The sequence below is a fragment of the Streptomyces sp. NPDC017991 genome (assembly GCF_044328075.1).
Lineage (GTDB): Bacteria > Actinomycetota > Actinomycetes > Streptomycetales > Streptomycetaceae > Streptomyces.
The window spans coordinates 588,218-604,988 of sequence record NZ_JBIRGP010000002.1 but is presented as its reverse complement, the minus strand read 5'-3'; the positions used below and the strand labels follow the sequence as shown (position 1 = coordinate 604,988).

The following is a 16,771-nucleotide window of genomic DNA, read 5'->3' as shown; positions in this document are numbered from 1 at the left end:
TTGTCCGGAGAGTTGTCCAGCGACCTTTTCGCTGACTTGTTCTGAATGCCCTGAACATCCCCTGGTGTGGCAGCTGTTGCTGAGCTAAGTTCCGGCGGACATCTGCGTATTCAGGGGAGAACGCATGCGCAAGACGCTCAGATGGCTGTTGTCTCTCGTGGTGCTCATAGGCACCGCGAGCACGGCCGGGGCGGCCACCGCCGCCCAGCCGGACGCCGCCACCGCAACCAACCTCGTCACGGACGAGTCGGCGGACATCAAGGACCGCCTCCTCGCGATACCGGGCATGAGCCTGATCGAGGAGAAGCCCTACACGGGATACCGCTTCTTCGTCCTCAACTACACCCAGCCGGTCGACCACCGGCACCCGTCCAAGGGCACCTTCCAGCAGCGCATCACCGTGCTGCACAAGGACACCGCCCGCCCGACGGTCTTCTACACCGGCGGCTACAACGTCTCCACGACGCCGAGCCGCCGCGAGCCGACCCAGATCGTGGACGGCAACCAGGTCTCGATGGAGTACCGCTACTTCACTCCGTCCCGGCCCGCGCCGGCCGACTGGTCGAAGCTCGACATCTGGCAGGCGGCCAGCGACCAGCACCGCATCTTCAAGGCCCTCAAGCCCGTCTACGACAAGAAGTGGGTCTCCACCGGCGGTTCGAAGGGCGGCATGACCGCCACCTACTTCGAGCGCTTCTACCCGCGTGACATGGACGGCGTCGTCGCGTACGTCGCTCCCAACGACGTGGTGAACAAGGAGGACTCGGCGTACGACCGGTTCTTCGCGAAGGTCGGCACCAAGGAGTGCCGCACCCGGCTGAACGCGGTGCAGCGCGAGGCGCTCGTCCGCCGTACGGCGCTGGAGAAGAAGTACAAGGACGTGGCCGCCGCCGAGGGCTACACCTTCAACACCATCGGCAGCCTGGACCGGGCGTACGAGGCGGTCGTCCTCGACTACGTGTGGGGCTTCTGGCAGTACAGCCTGCTCGCCGACTGCGACACGATCCCGGCGAACGCGAAGAACGCCACGGACGACGAGATCTGGACGTCGATCGACACGATCTCCGGCTTCTCGTTCTACACGGACCAGGGCCTGTCGCCCTACACGCCGTACTACTACCAGGCGGGCACGCAGCTCGGTGCGCCGACGATCGTCTTCCCGCACATCGAGAAGAAGTACATCCGCTACGGCTACCAGCCGCCGCGGAACTTCGTGCCGCGCGACATCACGATGAAGTTCCAGCCCGGCGTGATGCGCAGCGTCGACTCCTGGGTCAAGCACAACGCGAACCGGATGCTGTTCGTGTACGGGCAGAACGACCCGTGGGGCGCCGAGCCGTTCCGCCTCGGCAAGGGCGCCCGTGACTCGTACGTCTTCACGGCCCCGGGCCTGAACCACGGCGCCAACGTCGCGGGTCTCGTCCCCGACCAGAAGGCGCTCGCCACGGCCCGCATCCTCAAGTGGGCGGGTGTCGCCACGGCCGCGGTCCAGGCGGACCCGGAGAAGGCGAAGCCGCTGGCCAAGTACGACTCGAAGCTGGACAAGCGCACGGTCGAGCGCCAGCTCCGCCCGTAGCGGTTCCGTTCGCGGATTCGGTGCCGCGTCCGCCCGTCCGGCCCCGGGACACGGAGTCCCCGGGCTACGACGGGCGGGCGCAGCCCACCGGCTCCGGTCCGCCGAGCTGGACGTACAGCTCGGTGGACGCGGGGCAGTCGGAGCGTCGCTCCACGGCCTCGGTCACCTTGTACTCGGGGGCCCTGCCGCCGCTCGTGCCTTCGTTCGTGCCGCCGCTCGTGCCGTCGCACGAGGTCTCGCGGACCTCGGCCGCCCCCGCGCTGTAGACGCAGTCGCCGACGATCGTGCGGGGGCCTCCGCCGCCGCCCGGGTCACCCGGGTGCGGGGGCTCCAGGTTGCGCATACAGGCGTACCCCTGCGGGACCGCGCCGTCGCCGTCCTCGTCGGCGGAGGGCCTCCGCTCGCTGATGTGCAGCACGAAGTCCGTGGTGGCGGGGCAGGGCCGGCCCGCGCCCGCCCTGTCGTCGTGCCGCGCGATCACGCGCGCCGCCGCCCTCTCGCCGGTGCACGGCACCTCGGTGAACGACTCGCGCCCGAACGAACTGCACTCGTCGGTCCCGAGGAACACCACCCCGTACCCCGAGGCCCGGGTCGGGACCGGAGCGGGAGTCGTCCGCCGCGCGTCACCGTCGCCGTCGCCGTCGGCCCCGGACAGCTGCCGGCACCCCGCGAGAGCCACCGCCGCCACGAGCATCAGCAGCGCGCACAGCAGCCGTGTGAGTGGCAGTCGTGTGCGTGTCAGCCGTGTGTCTCTCAGCTGTGTGACTCTCAGCGCCGTCGTGCCGACGGGTCCCGCGCGGTGTGCGCCCGCGCCCCGCGCGTCGCGCATGGCACCTCCCCCGATCATCCCCGGCCCAGCGTGACCCGCCGGGGCGGGCCCCGCCAGGCGTACGGGGCGCATTGCGTCACTTGGGGATGCGGGGAGGGGCGCACGTCGTAGGCCGGGTACGCCTGGCCGGGGCGCGCGCCCCTGTGCGGGGACCTCAGTACGTCAGGCCGTGTCCCACGGGATAGAGCACCACCGCCGGATCGTCCGCGCGCTGCACCGGGACCGGCAGCCTGCCGCGCGGACCGACCCGCCCGGCGAGCACCCGTACCGCGGCGCGCAGCTCGACGTCGGTCCACGAGTACGACGCCAAGTAGGCCCTGACGTCGGGCAGTTGAGCCACGTCGTACGGGTTGCGGATGGCGAGCGCGACCACCGGGCGGCCCGTGGCGAGCAGTTGGTTCACGAGGGCGCGCTGACCGGAGGCGGCGGTGACGTTGTACGTCCCCACCAGGACAGCGTCCGCGTCCTGGGCCGCCGCGACGGCCTTCGCGATGGTCGCGGCCGAGGGCGCCGTGCCCGTGGACAGCACGGTCGGGGTGAACCCCAGCTCGGTGAGCGCGTTCGCCAGGACGGTCGTGGGCGGGCCCGTGGTGCCGGACGGCGAGGCCGGATCGGCGCCGACGACGAGCACCTTCGTGTGCGTACGCCGTGACAGCGGCAGCAGCCCGCCGGAGTTGACGAGCAGAGTCGTCGTCCGCTCGGCGATACGGTCGGCGGCCTTGAGATGGGAAGGGATCCCGACCGTACGATCGACCCCCCGCCCCGTGACGTACGGGTCCTTCAGCAGCCCGAGCTTCGCCTTCAGCCGCAGGACGCGCAGGATCGATTCGTCGAGGCGGGCCTCCGTCAGCTCGCCGCCGCGGACCGCCTGGAGGACCGCGTTCCAGGCGATGTCCAGCTTCGGGGGGTTGAGGAGCTGGTCGACACCGGCCTGCAGGGCGAGTACGGGCACCCGGTCGTCGCCGTACTTCGTGCGCACGCCCTCCATGCCGAGCGAGTCCGTCACCACGACCCCGTCGTAGCCGAGCCGTTCGCGCAGGATGCCGGTGAGGATCGGGCGCGAGAGGGTGGCCGGGTCACCGGCCGGGTCGAGCGCCGGGACCATGATGTGCGCGGTCATGATCGAGTCGATGCCGGCGGCGATCGCGGCCTTGAACGGGGGCGCGTCCAGCTCGGCCCACTGCGCCTCGGTGTGCTCGATGACCGGGAAGCCGTAGTGGCTGTCGGTCTCGGTGTCGCCGTGCCCCGGGAAGTGCTTGGAGGTGGCCGCGACCCCGGCCCCCTGATAGCCCTTCACCTGGGCGGCGACCAGGCCCGCCACGGCTTGGGGGTCGGCGCCGAAGGAGCGTACGCCGATGACCGGGTTGGCCGGGTTCACGTTCACGTCGGCGACCGGGGCGTAGTCTTGGAGGATGCCCATCGCGCGCAGTTCGGCGCCGCCGATGCGCCCGGCGGTGCGGGCGTCGGTACGCGAACCACCCGCGCCCAGGGCCATCGCGCCGGGGAAGAGCGTCGCGGGCGTGCCCACCCGTGCCACTATTCCGTGCTCCTGGTCGGTGGAGATGAGCACGGGCAGGCCGCGGGGCTGTGCGAGCGAGGCCTTCTGGATGCCGTTGCTCAGGTCCGCGATCTGGTGCGGTTCGCGGGTGTTGTGCGCCCACCCGAAGTAGATGATCCCGCCGACCCGGTACTTCGCGATCAGCTCGGCGGCCGTCCGTACGCCGATCTCCGCGAGGTTGGCGTCGATGTCGGCCTGGTCGGGCGCGGTCGCGGAGTGCCCGTACACCCGCATCACGAAGAGCTGCCCGACCTTCTCTTCGAGTGTCATACGGGAGACGAGGGCGCGCAGCCGCTTGTCGTCGGGTTTCGCGGTCGTGGCGTCGGCCTGCGCGGAGGTGCCGGCGGCGACGGCCGCCGCCGCGCCCGCGGTGGCCGCGAGCAGCGTACGTCTGGAGGTGTGCACGTGCGCTCCTTCCGGAGAGGGCCCGGGGGCCCGTGGAGGGGCGAGCAGGAACGAATCCTTGCGGGGATCCTTGAAGAAAACTGCCAAGGAGTCACGGATATCCGGGAAATAACTGCCAGTCAAGAGCGCGGACAGGCGCGGCGCGGGTGGGTGCCGGACGAGGGGCCGCCACCGGCAGCGAGGCCGACACCGCCCTGCGGCCCGGCGGGGGCGGGCGTAAAAGATCGCGCAGTTCCCCGCGCCCCTAAAAGGGGGCGCGGGGAACTGCGCGAGCAACCACAACGGACCCGCACCCGACGACGGACGCTTTCAGGGGCGCGGGGAACGGCGCAATCTTTTGGGGGCGCGGGGAACTGCGCGATCGGCCATGGCGGACCCGCACCCGGCCACCGGCAGAGCCGTCCCGGCTCAAACCCGCGGCCCGCGGCCCCGCTACGCCGCGTCGTTGAGCAGCCGGGAGAGATAGTCGTGGCCCGCCCCCAACAACCCCTCCAGCGGCGCAGCCGACTCGTACCACCGCTTCTCGTACTCCCAGCACAGCCACCCGTCCCACCCCTCGCGCGAGAGCAGATCGACGCACTCGGTGAGCGGCAGCACCCCCGCCCCGAGCGCCAGCGGAGTCGTGTCGTCCGCGGACGCGATGTCCTTGACCTGGACATAGCCGAGGAACGGCGACAGCGCCGCATAACTGGCCGAGGGCTGCTCGCCGCCGAGCCAGGTGTGCATGACGTCCCAGAGGACCCCCGCCTGCCGGTGCCCGACGGGCCCGAGGACGCGGATCGCGTCGGCGCCGGTGCGGTGCGAGTCGTGGGTCTCCAGCAGGATCCGTACACCGAGGTCGGCCGCGTACTCGGCCGCCGTGCCCAGTCGGCGGGCGGCCGTCGCGTCGGCCTCCTCGGGGGCCTGCTCGGAGCCGCCGCCGGGGAAGACCCGGACGAAGGGGGCGCCCAGGTCCCGCGCCAGGCCGAGAAGTTCGCGGATCTCCGCGAGCACGGGCTCGTCGTCGCCCGGCGCCGCCACCCGCGCGTACCCGGCCAGGCCCAGGATCTCGACGCCCGCCGTCTTGAACTCGGCGGCCATGTCGGCCCGTGCGGTGAGGTCGAGACCGGTGTGCACGGGCTCCTCGGGATGCGTACGCAACTCGACGCCGTGATAGCCGTGGGTGGTGGCGAGCCGCACCACGTCGCTGATCGGGAGTCCGGGTACACCGAGGGTGGAGAAGGCCAGTTTCACGAGATCGCACCTTCGCTGTCGATCGAGTCGGGCGAGTCAGGACCACGGGCGCGGGGATGTCCGCGGGTCGTTCCGGCCGGGAGTCCCGGGAGGCCCCGGGACAGCACGGCACAGCACGAAACGGACCCTACCCGCCGCTCGCGTTCTCTCACTTCCGCGTGACTTCCGCGTCACTTCCGGCCGTGTCACTTCCGTCCGCGTCTCTCCCGTCCGCGTCTCTCCCGTCCGTGTCACTCCTGTGTGCCGAGCAGGTCCAGCCGCCAGTCCTGGCCGACGAGATCGGCGCCGAAGGAGCGGTGCGGTCTCTCGTCGACGAGGACGAAACCGTGCCGCTGGTAGATGCGGCGGGCGGAGGACAGGACGTCGTTCGTCCACAGGACCATCTCCCGGTAGCCGACGCCCCGGGCGAACTCGACGCAGGCGCCCACCAGCCGGTCGCCGATGCCGAGGCCGCGCGCGTCCGGCTCGACGAGCAGCAGGCGCAGCCGGGCGGCGCCGGGTGCCTCGTCCCGTACGCACATCACGCTGCCCACCTGGCGGCCGTCCAGCTCCGCGATCCAGACCCGCTCCAGGTGCGGGTCGTGGTCCTCGGCGAAGTCGGCGACGATCCGGGCGACCAGCCCTTCGTAGTCCGCGTTCCAGCCGTACTCGGCGGTGTAGAGCGCCGCGTTGCGCTGCACGATCCAGCCGAGGTCGCCCGGGCGGGGCTCGCGCAGCAGGACGTCCTCGCGGCGCGGGGGCCGGCGCCGCGAGGCGGAGAAGATCTCGCGGATGTCCCGCATCGCCTCGGCGAGCCGGGTCCGGTCCTCGGGCGGCACGGTCGCCAGCAGCGAGCCGACCGAGTCCCGTGAGCGCTCGTCCAGCAGGTCGGCGGTTCCTCGTCCACGGGCCGTGAGCGTGACCCTGCGGCGCCGGGTGTCCTTCTCGGAAGGCGCCCGCTCGACCAGTCCGTCCTTCTCGAAGTTCGCCAGCAGTCTGCTCAAGTAGCCGGAGTCCAGGGAGAGTTCGGTACGGAGGTCGGCGGTGTCCGTATGGGGGGACCGGGCCAGTTCGTACAGCACGCGGGACTCCGTGAGCGTGTACGGCGCGTGGAGTCGGCGGCTGTAGTCCAGTGCGCCGATGAGGTTGGTGTAGAAGCGGTTGAAGGCGCGGATCTCCTGAACGGTCATGGCACGTGGCACCTGTCTCACAGCGACGGCACGGAGAGATTGCTGACTCAGTCAGAGGTTACGCCTTCCGGTGGCGGTTTTCGACACCGCTTTCGCCGGTTTCCGGCAGCACGGCCCGGATAGCCTTCCGAGGTGCTGCAGTACGACGATCTGACGCCTCCGGAACGTGCCGTCTGGGATGCCTTTCCCGAGGGCCGGCTCGTGGACCTGCGCAGCGGGGCTCCCGAGGAGGACGACGCCGTCGGCGGGCGGGCGTGGGGCCCGGAGCGCACGGTCAGGGCCGAGGTCCTGGCCGCCCTGCTGCTGGGGGCGAACTCCGTCCGGCCGGGAGCCGTCGCGGCCCTGAACCTCGCGGGCGCGCGCGTCGTCGGCCGGCTGGACCTGGCGGGCGGGGACATCGCCCACACGGTCCACCTCGCGTTGTGCAGGCTGGAGGAGGCCGTGAACCTGCGGGGCAGCGCCACCCGGACGATCCGGATGACGCACTGCCACGTGCTGGACATCAACGCGCAGATGGCCCGTATCGAAGGCCGCTTCGACCTGCGCGGAACGACCCTGCGCGGCGGCCGGCTCGCGCTCACCAACGCCCATGTCTCCGGGGAGCTGGTGCTCACCGGGGCGACGCTGGAGGCCGACGGCAAGTGGGCCCTGTTCGCCGGCGGGCTCGTCGCGGAGGGCGCGGTCTTCTGCCGCGGAGGGTTCACCGCGAGGGGAGGGCTGCGGCTGCTGGGGGCCCAGCTGTCCGGCGGCCTGTTCCTCGACGGGGCGCGGCTGGAGAACCCGGAGGGCGAGGCGCTGATCGCCGACACCGCCACCGTCACGAACCTGGAGCTGACCGACGGGTTCAGCACCTCCGGTACCGTCCGGCTGCGCGGCGCGCACATCACCAACCGGCTGTCACTGCGGGGCGCGGCCCTCGGTGAACCGGGCGCCGCCCTGGACCTCGCCCGGCTGCAGGTGGCCGAGCTCGATCTCACGCCCGCGACCGCCCCGCCCGGCGGCATCGACCTGCGCAGCGCACGCGTCGAGGTCCTGCGCGACAACGAGACCGGCCGGACCGCACGCCTGCGGCTGGAGGGCCTCGCCTACACCTCCCTGCACGCGGACGACGCGCCGCCCGCCGGACCCGGCGAACGCGTCGGGGCGGCCCGCAGGGTCGAGTGGATCCGCCGCTCGCCCGGCTACAGCCCGCAGCCGTACGAGCAACTCGCCGGCTGGTACCGCCTCATCGGCCATGACGACGACGCCCGCCTCGTGCTGCTGCAGAAGCAGCGGCACCGGCGCGGCACCCTCCACCCCGTCGCCCGGATCTGGGGCCGCGTCTTCGACGCCACGGTCGGCTACGGCTACCGCCCCTGGCGGGCGGGCGGCTGGCTGATCCTGCTGTCACTGATCGGGACGCTGGTCTTCAGGGCCCACACCCCCACCCCGAACAAGGAGGGCGAGGGACCGCCGTTCAGCGCCCTGGCCTACACACTGGACCTGCTAATCCCGATCGGCGGGTTCGGCCAGCGCGGCGCCTGGCACTGGGACGATCCGGGCGTCATGGGACTCTCGTACGCGCTGATCGCCGCGGGCTGGCTGCTGACCACGGCGGTGGTCGCGGGCGTCACCCGCTCCCTGAGCAAGAGTTGAGTGAGACCGTCGAGAGGGGCCGTAGTGACGACTGTGCCGGGCACGTTCCGTATCGGAGGGGATCTGGAGGTGCGCCGCCTCGGGTTCGGGGCCATGCATCTGCCCACAGAGCCCGCCACGGCACGCGAGGGGGCCGTCGCCGTCGCCCGGCGGGCGGTCGAGCTGGGCGTGACGCTGATCGACACCGCGCACATGTACGGAGGGGGAGCCAACGAGGAACTGCTCGCCGAGGCCCTTCACCCCTACGCGGAGGGGCTGCTCGTCACCACCAAGGTCGGGGTCGTGCGCTCCGAGTCCTCGGGGGAGTGGGAGCTGAACGGCCGCCCCGAGGTCCTGCGGGCGCAGGTCGAGCAGGCCCTGCGCAGGCTCCGGGTCGAACGGGTCGAGCTGCTCCAGTTGCACCGCGTCGACCCCGCGATCCCGCTCGCCGAGCAACTCGGCGTACTGCGGGAGCTGGTGGAGGCGGGCAAGGTGGGCCGGGTCGGGCTGTCCGAGGTCACCGTCGGCGAACTGGGTCTGGCCAGGGAGGTCGTCGACATCGCGAGCGTACAGAACCGGTACAACCTGCTCGACCGTGAGCACGAGCCCGTGCTGGAGGCGTGCGCGGCGGCGGGCATCGCGTTCCTGCCGTGGCGGCCGGTGGCGTGGGGTGCGTCGGGCGACGAGGCCGTGGTCGCCGAGGTGGCGGCGGAACTCGGGGCGACGCCCACGCAGGTGGCGCTCGCCTGGCTGCTCGGCCGTGCGCCGGTCGTGCTGCCGATCCCGGGCACGGCCGGGATCGCCCACCTGGAGGAGAACGTGGCGGCTGCTGCCCTCACGCTGACCCCGTCCCAGCGCGCCCGCTTGAACGCCCTCTCCGAACACCACTGACACCCGACGCTCCTCGCGCCCGGGGGAGGGCGCCTCCTCCCGGCCGGGTTCACATCCGCGGGCCCGTCGTGGCTGGCCGCGCAGTTCCCCGCGCCCCTGCCGGGTCCCGCCCCACTGGAGGTAGTGGCATCGAGCGAGCACCGGGTTCGCCTTCCAGAAGCGCGAAAAACAGCCCGCTCACCCCCACGCACGCCCCGCAGCCAACGAACCGCCCGAACCCCCCACCTACCCAGGGGCGCGGGGAACGGCGCGCTCAGGCACGCACGTCCCGCAGCCGACGAACCGCCCGAACCCCCACTCACCCAGGGGCGCGGGGAACGGCGCGACCAGCCCCCACCGGCCCGCAGCCGGAGCACCCCCTCAACCCCCACCCCCCTCAACCCCCACCCCCTAACCCCCCTTCGGCACCCCCGTAGACCCCCGCACCATCAACTCCCCCCGAATCATCGCGATCCCCCCAGGCGGAACCTCCTCCCGCCCCATGGCGATCCGCCCCGCCCGCGCCCCCGCGTCAGCCAGCGGCAACCGCACGGTCGTCAGCGCAGGCACCGCGTCGATGCTGAACGGCAGGTCGTCGAAGCCGACGACCGACACGTCGTCCGGAATGCGCAGACCCGAGTCCCGCAGCGCCGCACACGCCCCCAGCGCCACCGTGTCATTGGCGGCCACGACAGCCGTCAAGTCCGGTTCGCGGCGGAGGAGTTCGATCGTCGCCTCGTACCCCGCCCGCCGGTCGTACCGCCCAAGAACCGTCCGCGCGGGATCGTCCGCGATGCCGTGCGCGGCGAGCGCGTCCCGGTGCCCCTCCAGACGGTGCCGCGTGGTCGTCCGCTCCTCCGGCCCCGCGATGTACCCCATACGCCGGTGCCCGAGTCCGATCAGATGTTCGGTCAGCTGCCGGCCACCACCCCGGTTGTCGAAGGTGAGGGCCACCGCGTCGGTGTCCGCCGGCGCGGGCGGCCGTCCGCACAGCACCACCCGCGTCCCCGCCTCACCGAGCTTGCGCAGCTTCGTCGCCACGGCCGTCGCGTGCGCGGTGTTCTCCACGGCCCCACCGGTCAGCACCACCGCGGCGGCGCGCTGCCGCTGCAGGAGCGTGAGGTAGGTGAGTTCGCGCTCCGGAGAGCCGCCGGTGTTGCACACGACGGCGAGCCGCTCCCCGCCCGCCCGGCCCCCGGGACCCCCGATCTCGGACTGGATCGCCCCCGCCATGATCCCGAAGAACGGGTCGGCGATGTCGTTGACCAGGATCCCGACCAGGTCGGAGGTGGCCGCGGCGAGCGCGCTCGCGGGGCCGTTCAGTACGTAGTCCAAGTCGTCCACGGCCCGCAGCACCCGTTCACGGGTGGAGGCCGCCACGGGGTAGTTCCCGTTCAGCACGCGCGACACCGTCGCGGGCGAGACCTGCGCGCGGGCCGCCACGTCCGCCAGGGTCACCGTCATCTCGAAGTCCTCCGGTCGCGCATCTCGTCATCGTCCTCAGAGCCGCACTGCTCCAGTGCCGGCCCGCTGTCGCCGTCGAAGCCATCGCCATCGCCATCGCCGCTGCCGCCGCTGCCAACCGCCGCCACTGCCACCGTCCGGTACGAAGCCCAGCCCCGACAGCCCCGACAGCCCCGACAGCCCAGGCAGCCCTCACAGCCCCGACAGCCCTGGCCGAAAGTCACCCGAATCGTGCGGACGAGTGGTGCAGACCTTACGTCCGGCCAGGACGCCGCACGACCCTACGGCCCGCGCCACGCACCCCTACGGCCCCGCCACACACCCCCCGCGTTCGCCCCCTCGAACAACTCACCACCCCCGCGGTCTTGTCCGATCCGCTGCACAGAGGCTAGCTTCTTCTTACATAGAAAGCGCTTGCTGCGACGTTCGCCAGTTCGTACGCGGCTCGTACACGGCGCGGAATGCGTACGAAAGGAATGACGTGACACGCAAGACGGTGCGCATCGCCATGAACGGCGTGACGGGACGCATGGGCTACCGCCAGCACCTCGTCCGCTCGATCCTCGCTCTGCGCGAACAGGGCGGCCTCGACCTCGGCGACGGTGACGTCCTGTGGCCCGAACCGGTCCTCGTCGGCCGCCGCGAGCACGCCCTGAAGGCGCTCGCCGACCAGCACGGCATCGAGCACTGGTCCACCGACCTCGACGCCGTCCTCGCCGACCCGACCATCGACATCTACTTCGACGCGCAGGTCACCTCGGCCCGCGAGGAGGCGCTCACGAAGGCGATCGCGGCCGGCAAGCACATCTACACGGAGAAGCCGACCGCGACCGGCCTCGACGGAGCCCTCGCACTGGCCCGGCAGGCCGGCGAGGCCGGCATCAAGCACGGCGTCGTCCAGGACAAGCTCTTCCTCCCCGGACTGCTCAAGCTGAAGCGGCTCATCGACGGCGGCTTCTTCGGCCGCGTCCTGTCCATCCGCGGCGAGTTCGGCTACTGGGTCTTCGAGGGCGACTGGCAGTCCGCCCAGCGCCCCTCGTGGAACTACCGGACCGAGGACGGCGGCGGCATCGTCGTCGACATGTTCCCGCACTGGGAGTACGTGCTGCACGAGCTGTTCGGCCGCGTGAAGTCGGTCCAGGCGCTCACCGCCACGCACATCCCGCAGCGCTGGGACGAGCAGAACAAGCCCTACGACGCCACCGCCGACGACGCCGCCTACGGTGTCTTCGAACTCGACGGCGGCGCGATCGCCCAGATCAACTCCTCCTGGGCGGTCCGCGTCAACCGCGACGAACTCGTCGAGTTCCAGGTCGACGGCACCGAGGGCTCGGCCGTCGCCGGACTGCGCAACTGCCGTGTCCAGCACCGGTCCGCGACCCCCAAGCCGGTCTGGAACCCGGACATCCCCGCCACCGAGGTCTTCCGCGACCAGTGGCAGGAGGTGCCCGACAACGCCGAGTTCGACAACGGCTTCAAGGCCCAGTGGGAGCTGTTCCTGCGGCACGTCTACGCCGACGCCCCCTACCACTGGGACCTCCTGGCCGGCGCCCGCGGCGTCCAGCTCGCCGAGCTGGGCCTGAAGTCCTCCGCCGAGGGCCGCCGCTTCGACGTCCCGGAGATCTCCCTGTGACGCACGGAAGAATCCAACTCCCGGGCGCCGACGGCAGGTTGCGCACCTACACCCCCCGCGCCGAGCCCCTCCCCGTCACCACCGGCGCCCCCTTCGTCGCTCGTACGGTCTTCTCGGCGGCGCACGTGGTCGCCGACCCGTACGCCGATGTGTCGCCCGACTCGCCCGCCGCCGTCGACTGGGACGCCACCCTCGCCTTCCGCCGCCATCTGTGGTCCCACGGACTCGGTGTCGCCGAGGCGATGGACACCGCACAACGGGGCATGGGCCTCGACTGGGCGGGGGCGGCCGAGCTGATCCGCCGCTCGTCGGCCGAGGCGAAGTCGGTCGGCGGCCTGATCGCCTGCGGTGTCGGCACCGACCAACTGGCCGGCACCGAGGCCGGCTACCCGTACGGCCTGGACGAGGTGCGGGCGGCGTACGAGGAGCAGCTGGCCCTTGTCGAGGAGTCCGGCTCGCAGGCCATCCTGATGGCCTCCCGCGCGCTGGCCGCCGTCGCCAAGGGCCCCGAGGACTATCTGGAGGTCTACGGCCACCTGCTGCGCCAGGCCGCCGAACCGGTGGTCCTGCACTGGCTGGGCCCGATGTTCGACCCGGCCCTTGAGGGCTACTGGGGCAGCACCGACCTGGACGCGGCCACCAGCACCTTCCTGGAGGTCATCGCCGCCCACCCGGACAAGATCGACGGCATCAAGGTCTCGCTCCTGGACGCCCGGCGGGAGATCGACCTGCGCCGCAAGCTCCCCGACGGGGTGCGCTGCTACACCGGCGACGACTTCAACTACCCCGAGCTGATCGCGGGCGACGACCAGGGCTTCAGCCACGCCCTGCTCGGCATCTTCGACCCGCTGGGTCCGCTGGCGGCCGAGGCGGTACGCGTCCTGGACACAGGTGACGTACGCGGCTTCCGCTCGCTCCTCGACCCCACCGTCGAACTCTCCCGCCACCTCTTCCAGACCCCGACCCGCTTCTACAAGACGGGTGTGGTGTTCCTGGCCTGGCTCGCGGGCCACCAGTCCCACTTCACGATGGTCGGCGGCCTCCAGTCGGCCCGCTCACTGCCGCACCTCGCCCGCGCGTACGAACTCGCCGACGGCCTGGGCCTGTTCCCCGACCCGGCACTGGCCGAGACCCGCATGAAGAACCTGCTCTCCCTGTACGGAGTGAACCAGTGACCCCGAGCGCCCCGACGGCCGCGGCGGACCTCTCCCGCTTCAGCATCAACCAGATGACGGTCAAGCAGCTGTCGATGCCGGAACTGGTCGACGCCTGCGCCGAGTTGGGCGTCCCGGGCGTGGGCCTGTGGCGGGCACCCGTCCAGTCGTACGGCCTGGAGGAGACGGCCAAGCTGGTCCGCGAGGCAGGCCTGGCCGTCACCACTCTCTGCAGGGGCGGCTTCCTCACGGCGATCGACCCGGCCGAGCGCGCGAAGGCTCTCGACGACAACCGCCTGGCGGTCGACGAGGCGGCCACCCTCGGCACGGACACGCTCGTCCTGGTCTCGGGCGGTCTCCCGGCGGGCTCCAAGGACCTGCACGGCGCCCGGGAGCGGATCGCGGACGCACTGGGCGAACTGGGCCCGTACGCCGAGGAGCGCGGGGTGCGGCTCGCCATCGAACCGCTGCACCCGATGTACGCCGCCGACCGCTGCGTGGTCTCCACACTCACCCAGGCCCTGGACCTCGCGGAACGCTTCCCCGCCAACCAGGTCGGCGTGACGGTCGACACGTACCACATCTGGTGGGACGACCGGGCCCCCGAGCAGATCGCGCGCGCGGGCGCCGGCGGACGCATCCACACCTTCCAGCTCGCCGACTGGACGACCCCGCTGCCCGAGGGCGTCCTCAACGGCCGCGGTCAGCTCGGCGACGGCTCGGTCGACATGCGCGAGTGGAGGGCGTACGTCGAGGCGGCGGGCTACACGGGCCCCATCGAGGTCGAGCTGTTCAACGACGGCCTGTGGGCCCGCGACGGCCGCGAGGTCCTCGCGGAGACGGCGGCACGTTTCGTGGCACACGCGGCCTGAGGGGTCCGGCGGGAACACCTCACGACGCTCGCGGGCCCGCGCCACCGTACGGCGCGGGCCCGGCGCAGGTCTCCGGTCCGTGTCCGTCCCTACGATTCGACGATGTGCCGCAGATAGGCGTGCGGGTCGGCGAGATAGCGGCGCCAGTGATCCACGACGCCGAGCTCCCGCCAGGCGACCCTCCGCAGGCCGTGCTCGCCGACCTCGACGATGTCCGCGCCCGGCAGGGCGGTCAGCAGGGGTGAGTGCGTGGCACAGATGACCTGGCCGCCCTCCTTGGCCAACCGGTCGATGTGCCCGATCAGTTCGAGGCACGAGGAGAAGGAGAGCGCGGCCTCCGGCTCGTCGAGGACATACAGCCCGGTGTGCAGGAACTTTCCGCGGAACGCGGCGAGAAAGCCCTCGCCGTGGCTGACCGAGTCCGGCGACAGCCCCTCCCTGCCCAGGGCGTCCAGCGCCGTCTCGGCCCGCAGGAAGAAGCCCTTGCGGGCCGCCCAGCTGGTGGCCATACGGCGCCCGCGCGGGGCCGCGTCGAACCGCATCCGCTCGCCGAGCGCCGACTTGCCCCGCGGGGAGGCGTAGCGCCAGTCGTGGGAGCCGCCGTAGGAGTCCAGCCCGAAGCCTTCCGCCAGCGCCTCGACCAGGGTCGACTTCCCCGAGCCGTTCTCCCCGACCAGAAAGGTCACCGGCGCGGTGAACCGCAGCCCCTCCTCGATCAGCTGCCGGACGCAGGGCACGGACCAGGGCCAGACGTCCTCGTCGTACGAGGCGAGGTGGGCATACGCGCGTTCGACAATCACCGGACAAGTGTCGCCCAGGACCCGGACGGCGTACGTGCCCCAAGGGCATCCGCCCCGGCCCGAAAAAAGCTCAGAAATATCTCAAGCAACCGTGCAACCCTCCCCCCACTTCGCGGGTCGTACGTGGCATCAGAACCTTTGGAGGGGGATCCGGGGGGATCGCGGGGGTTCTGATCTGGGGGAGGGGAACCGAGGGGCCCGGTCGACGGACCGGGCCCCTCGAAATATGTCCGGCACGAGATATGTCCGGCACGAAGTGTTCCGGGAACGGCTCGTCGCTAGAAGAACACCCCGCACCGCAGCAGCACGTTCGCGTACGGGCGGGCCTCGCCCGTTCGTACGATCAGGTGGGCGTCCGCCGAGAGGGTCTTCAGGTCCTCGTGGGAGACGTGGGTCAGCGTGGTCGGGAAGTGGGCGGTCAGGAGGGCTGAGGCCGCCGGGTTCGACTCCCGTACCTCCGTCGCCGCCGTCGCGCCTTCCACCATCAGCTCCTCCAGGAGCCCCTCCAGGACCTCCTGGAAGGACGGCACCCCGGCGCGGAACGCCAGGTCCACCACCCGCGGACCGGCCGGGATCGGCATGCCCGCGTCGCAGATCAGGACGCCGTCGCCGTGGCCCAGTTCGGCCGTCGCGCCCGCGAGGTGGCGGTTCAGGATTCCGGACTTCTTCATACGGCCGCGACCTCCTCGGCGGTGGGGAAGGACGCCTGCGCGCCCTGGCGGGTGACGGCGACGGCGCCCACGCGGGCCGCGTACGCCGCCGAGTCCGCGAGGGACTCCCCGGCGCCGAGGCGCCAGGCCAGCGCCGCGGTGAAGGAGTCGCCCGCGCCGGTCGTGTCCACGGCGCTCACCTCGACGGCCGGGACCCGGGTGGTGCCCGACGCGTCGGCGACCAGCGCGCCCTCCTCGCCGAGGGTGACGACCACCGAACGCGGGCCGAGCGCGAGCAGCGCCCCGGCCCACTCCTCGGGCGTCGCGCCCGCGTCCGCGCCGAGCACCACCCGCGCCTCGTGCTCGTTCACGATCAGCGGGTCGCAGGCGGAGAGGACCGCCGCGGGCAACTCCCGCGGCGGGGACGGGTTCAGGACGAAGCGGGCGCCGGGGCGCAGACCTCGTACGACCTCCTCGACCGTCTCCAGCGGGATCTCCAACTGTGTCGAGACGACCTTGGAGGCGGCGAGGAGGGCCGATGCCTCGCGGATGTCGTCCGGGGTGAGACGGCCGTTCGCGCCCGGCGACACCACGATGCTGTTGTCGCCGGACGGGTCCACCGTGATGAGCGCGACCCCGGTGGGCGCGCCGCCGACGAGGACCCCGGACGTGTCGACCCCGGCCGCCCGCTGCGAGTCGAGCAGCAGCCGGCCGTGCGCGTCGTCGCCGACCCGGGCGAGGAGCGCCGTACGCGCCCCCAGCCGGGCGGCGGCGACAGCCTGGTTGGCGCCCTTCCCGCCGGGGTGCAGGGCCAGGTCGGAGCCGAGCACGGTCTCCCCGGCGCCCGGCCGCCGCTCGACACCGATGACCAGATCGGCGTTGGCCGACCCGACGACCAGCAGGTCGTACTCGAACATGAACTGACTCCTAGGGATGCGCGGTAG

General features: G+C 72.0%; 14 protein-coding genes. 6 read left to right on the top strand and 8 right to left on the bottom strand.

Translation table 11 applies throughout. The features are described 5' to 3' along the window. Positions 1-124 precede the first annotated feature (124 nt). Positions 125-1,576 (top strand): S28 family serine protease, encoded by a 1,452-nt coding sequence (locus tag ACH4DZ_RS07175; RefSeq protein WP_398285934.1) that lies wholly within the window; start codon positions 125-127, stop codon positions 1,574-1,576. A 64-nt stretch (positions 1,577-1,640) separates the two neighbouring features. Here the strand turns inward: ACH4DZ_RS07175 and ACH4DZ_RS07170 are convergent, their stop codons facing one another. From ACH4DZ_RS07170 to ACH4DZ_RS07155, 4 genes are all read right to left on the bottom strand, one after another. Beyond that, a complete protein-coding gene (locus ACH4DZ_RS07170) occupies positions 1,641-2,270 on the bottom strand; it encodes a hypothetical protein (RefSeq protein ID WP_398286226.1) in 630 nt (209 codons plus the stop codon). Positions 2,271-2,559: 289 nt separating this feature from the next. Next, on the bottom strand, positions 2,560-4,368 hold the full coding sequence (locus ACH4DZ_RS07165) for a glycoside hydrolase family 3 protein (protein WP_398285933.1): 1,809 nt from the start codon (positions 4,366-4,368) through the stop codon (positions 2,560-2,562). Between the two features lie 432 nt (positions 4,369-4,800). Continuing rightward, positions 4,801-5,601, bottom strand: a complete 801-nt coding sequence (locus ACH4DZ_RS07160; RefSeq protein WP_398285932.1) for a sugar phosphate isomerase/epimerase family protein — start codon at positions 5,599-5,601, stop codon at positions 4,801-4,803. A gap of 230 nt (positions 5,602-5,831) precedes the next feature. Further along, the gene (locus tag ACH4DZ_RS07155) at positions 5,832-6,770 is read right to left on the bottom strand and encodes a GNAT family N-acetyltransferase (protein ID WP_398285931.1); all 939 of its coding nucleotides are present in this window, start codon (positions 6,768-6,770) and stop codon (positions 5,832-5,834) included. A 132-nt stretch (positions 6,771-6,902) separates the two neighbouring features. On the opposite strand from ACH4DZ_RS07155, the gene ACH4DZ_RS07150 reads away from it, so the two are divergent. After that, a complete protein-coding gene (locus ACH4DZ_RS07150; RefSeq protein ID WP_398285930.1) occupies positions 6,903-8,405 on the top strand; it encodes an oxidoreductase in 1,503 nt (500 codons plus the stop codon). 33 nt (positions 8,406-8,438) lie between these two features. Continuing rightward, positions 8,439-9,275 carry an aldo/keto reductase gene (locus ACH4DZ_RS07145; RefSeq protein ID WP_398286225.1) on the top strand — a complete coding sequence of 279 codons (837 nt, stop codon included), beginning with the start codon at positions 8,439-8,441 and terminating at the stop codon, positions 9,273-9,275. 390 nt (positions 9,276-9,665) lie between these two features. Here ACH4DZ_RS07145 and ACH4DZ_RS07140 read toward each other — a convergent pair whose 3' ends face one another. After that, positions 9,666-10,718: a LacI family DNA-binding transcriptional regulator gene (locus ACH4DZ_RS07140; protein WP_398285929.1), complete on the bottom strand. Its 1,053-nt coding sequence runs from the start codon at positions 10,716-10,718 to the stop codon at positions 9,666-9,668. Between the two features lie 481 nt (positions 10,719-11,199). Here ACH4DZ_RS07140 and ACH4DZ_RS07135 point away from each other — a divergent pair, with 481 nt between their 5' ends. Genes ACH4DZ_RS07135 through ACH4DZ_RS07125 form a run of 3 tightly spaced genes read left to right on the top strand, consistent with a single transcriptional unit; the run spans position 11,200 to position 14,377 of the window. Then, complete coding sequence (locus tag ACH4DZ_RS07135; RefSeq protein ID WP_398285928.1) at positions 11,200-12,351, top strand: Gfo/Idh/MocA family protein; 1,152 nt, start codon at positions 11,200-11,202, stop codon at positions 12,349-12,351. Continuing rightward, the gene (locus ACH4DZ_RS07130; RefSeq protein WP_398285927.1) at positions 12,348-13,526 is read left to right on the top strand and encodes a dihydrodipicolinate synthase family protein; all 1,179 of its coding nucleotides are present in this window, start codon (positions 12,348-12,350) and stop codon (positions 13,524-13,526) included. The genes ACH4DZ_RS07135 and ACH4DZ_RS07130 overlap by 4 nt, the downstream gene beginning before the upstream one ends. A gap of 53 nt (positions 13,527-13,579) precedes the next feature. Next, entirely contained in the window at positions 13,580-14,377 is a 798-nt protein-coding gene (locus tag ACH4DZ_RS07125; protein WP_398286224.1) for a sugar phosphate isomerase/epimerase family protein, read from the top strand. Positions 14,378-14,466: 89 nt separating this feature from the next. On the opposite strand, the gene ACH4DZ_RS07120 is transcribed toward ACH4DZ_RS07125, so the two are convergent. From ACH4DZ_RS07120 to ACH4DZ_RS07110, 3 genes are all read right to left on the bottom strand, one after another. Next, positions 14,467-15,177, bottom strand: coding sequence for an AAA family ATPase (locus tag ACH4DZ_RS07120; protein WP_398285926.1), 711 nt, complete (start codon positions 15,175-15,177; stop codon positions 14,467-14,469). Between the two features lie 278 nt (positions 15,178-15,455). Continuing rightward, the gene (gene rbsD / locus ACH4DZ_RS07115) at positions 15,456-15,848 is read right to left on the bottom strand and encodes a D-ribose pyranase (RefSeq protein WP_398285925.1); all 393 of its coding nucleotides are present in this window, start codon (positions 15,846-15,848) and stop codon (positions 15,456-15,458) included. Then, the gene (locus ACH4DZ_RS07110; protein WP_398285924.1) at positions 15,845-16,744 is read right to left on the bottom strand and encodes a ribokinase; all 900 of its coding nucleotides are present in this window, start codon (positions 16,742-16,744) and stop codon (positions 15,845-15,847) included. Before ACH4DZ_RS07110 ends, rbsD begins: the two co-directional genes overlap by 4 nt. Between the last annotated feature and the right edge of the window lie 27 nt (positions 16,745-16,771).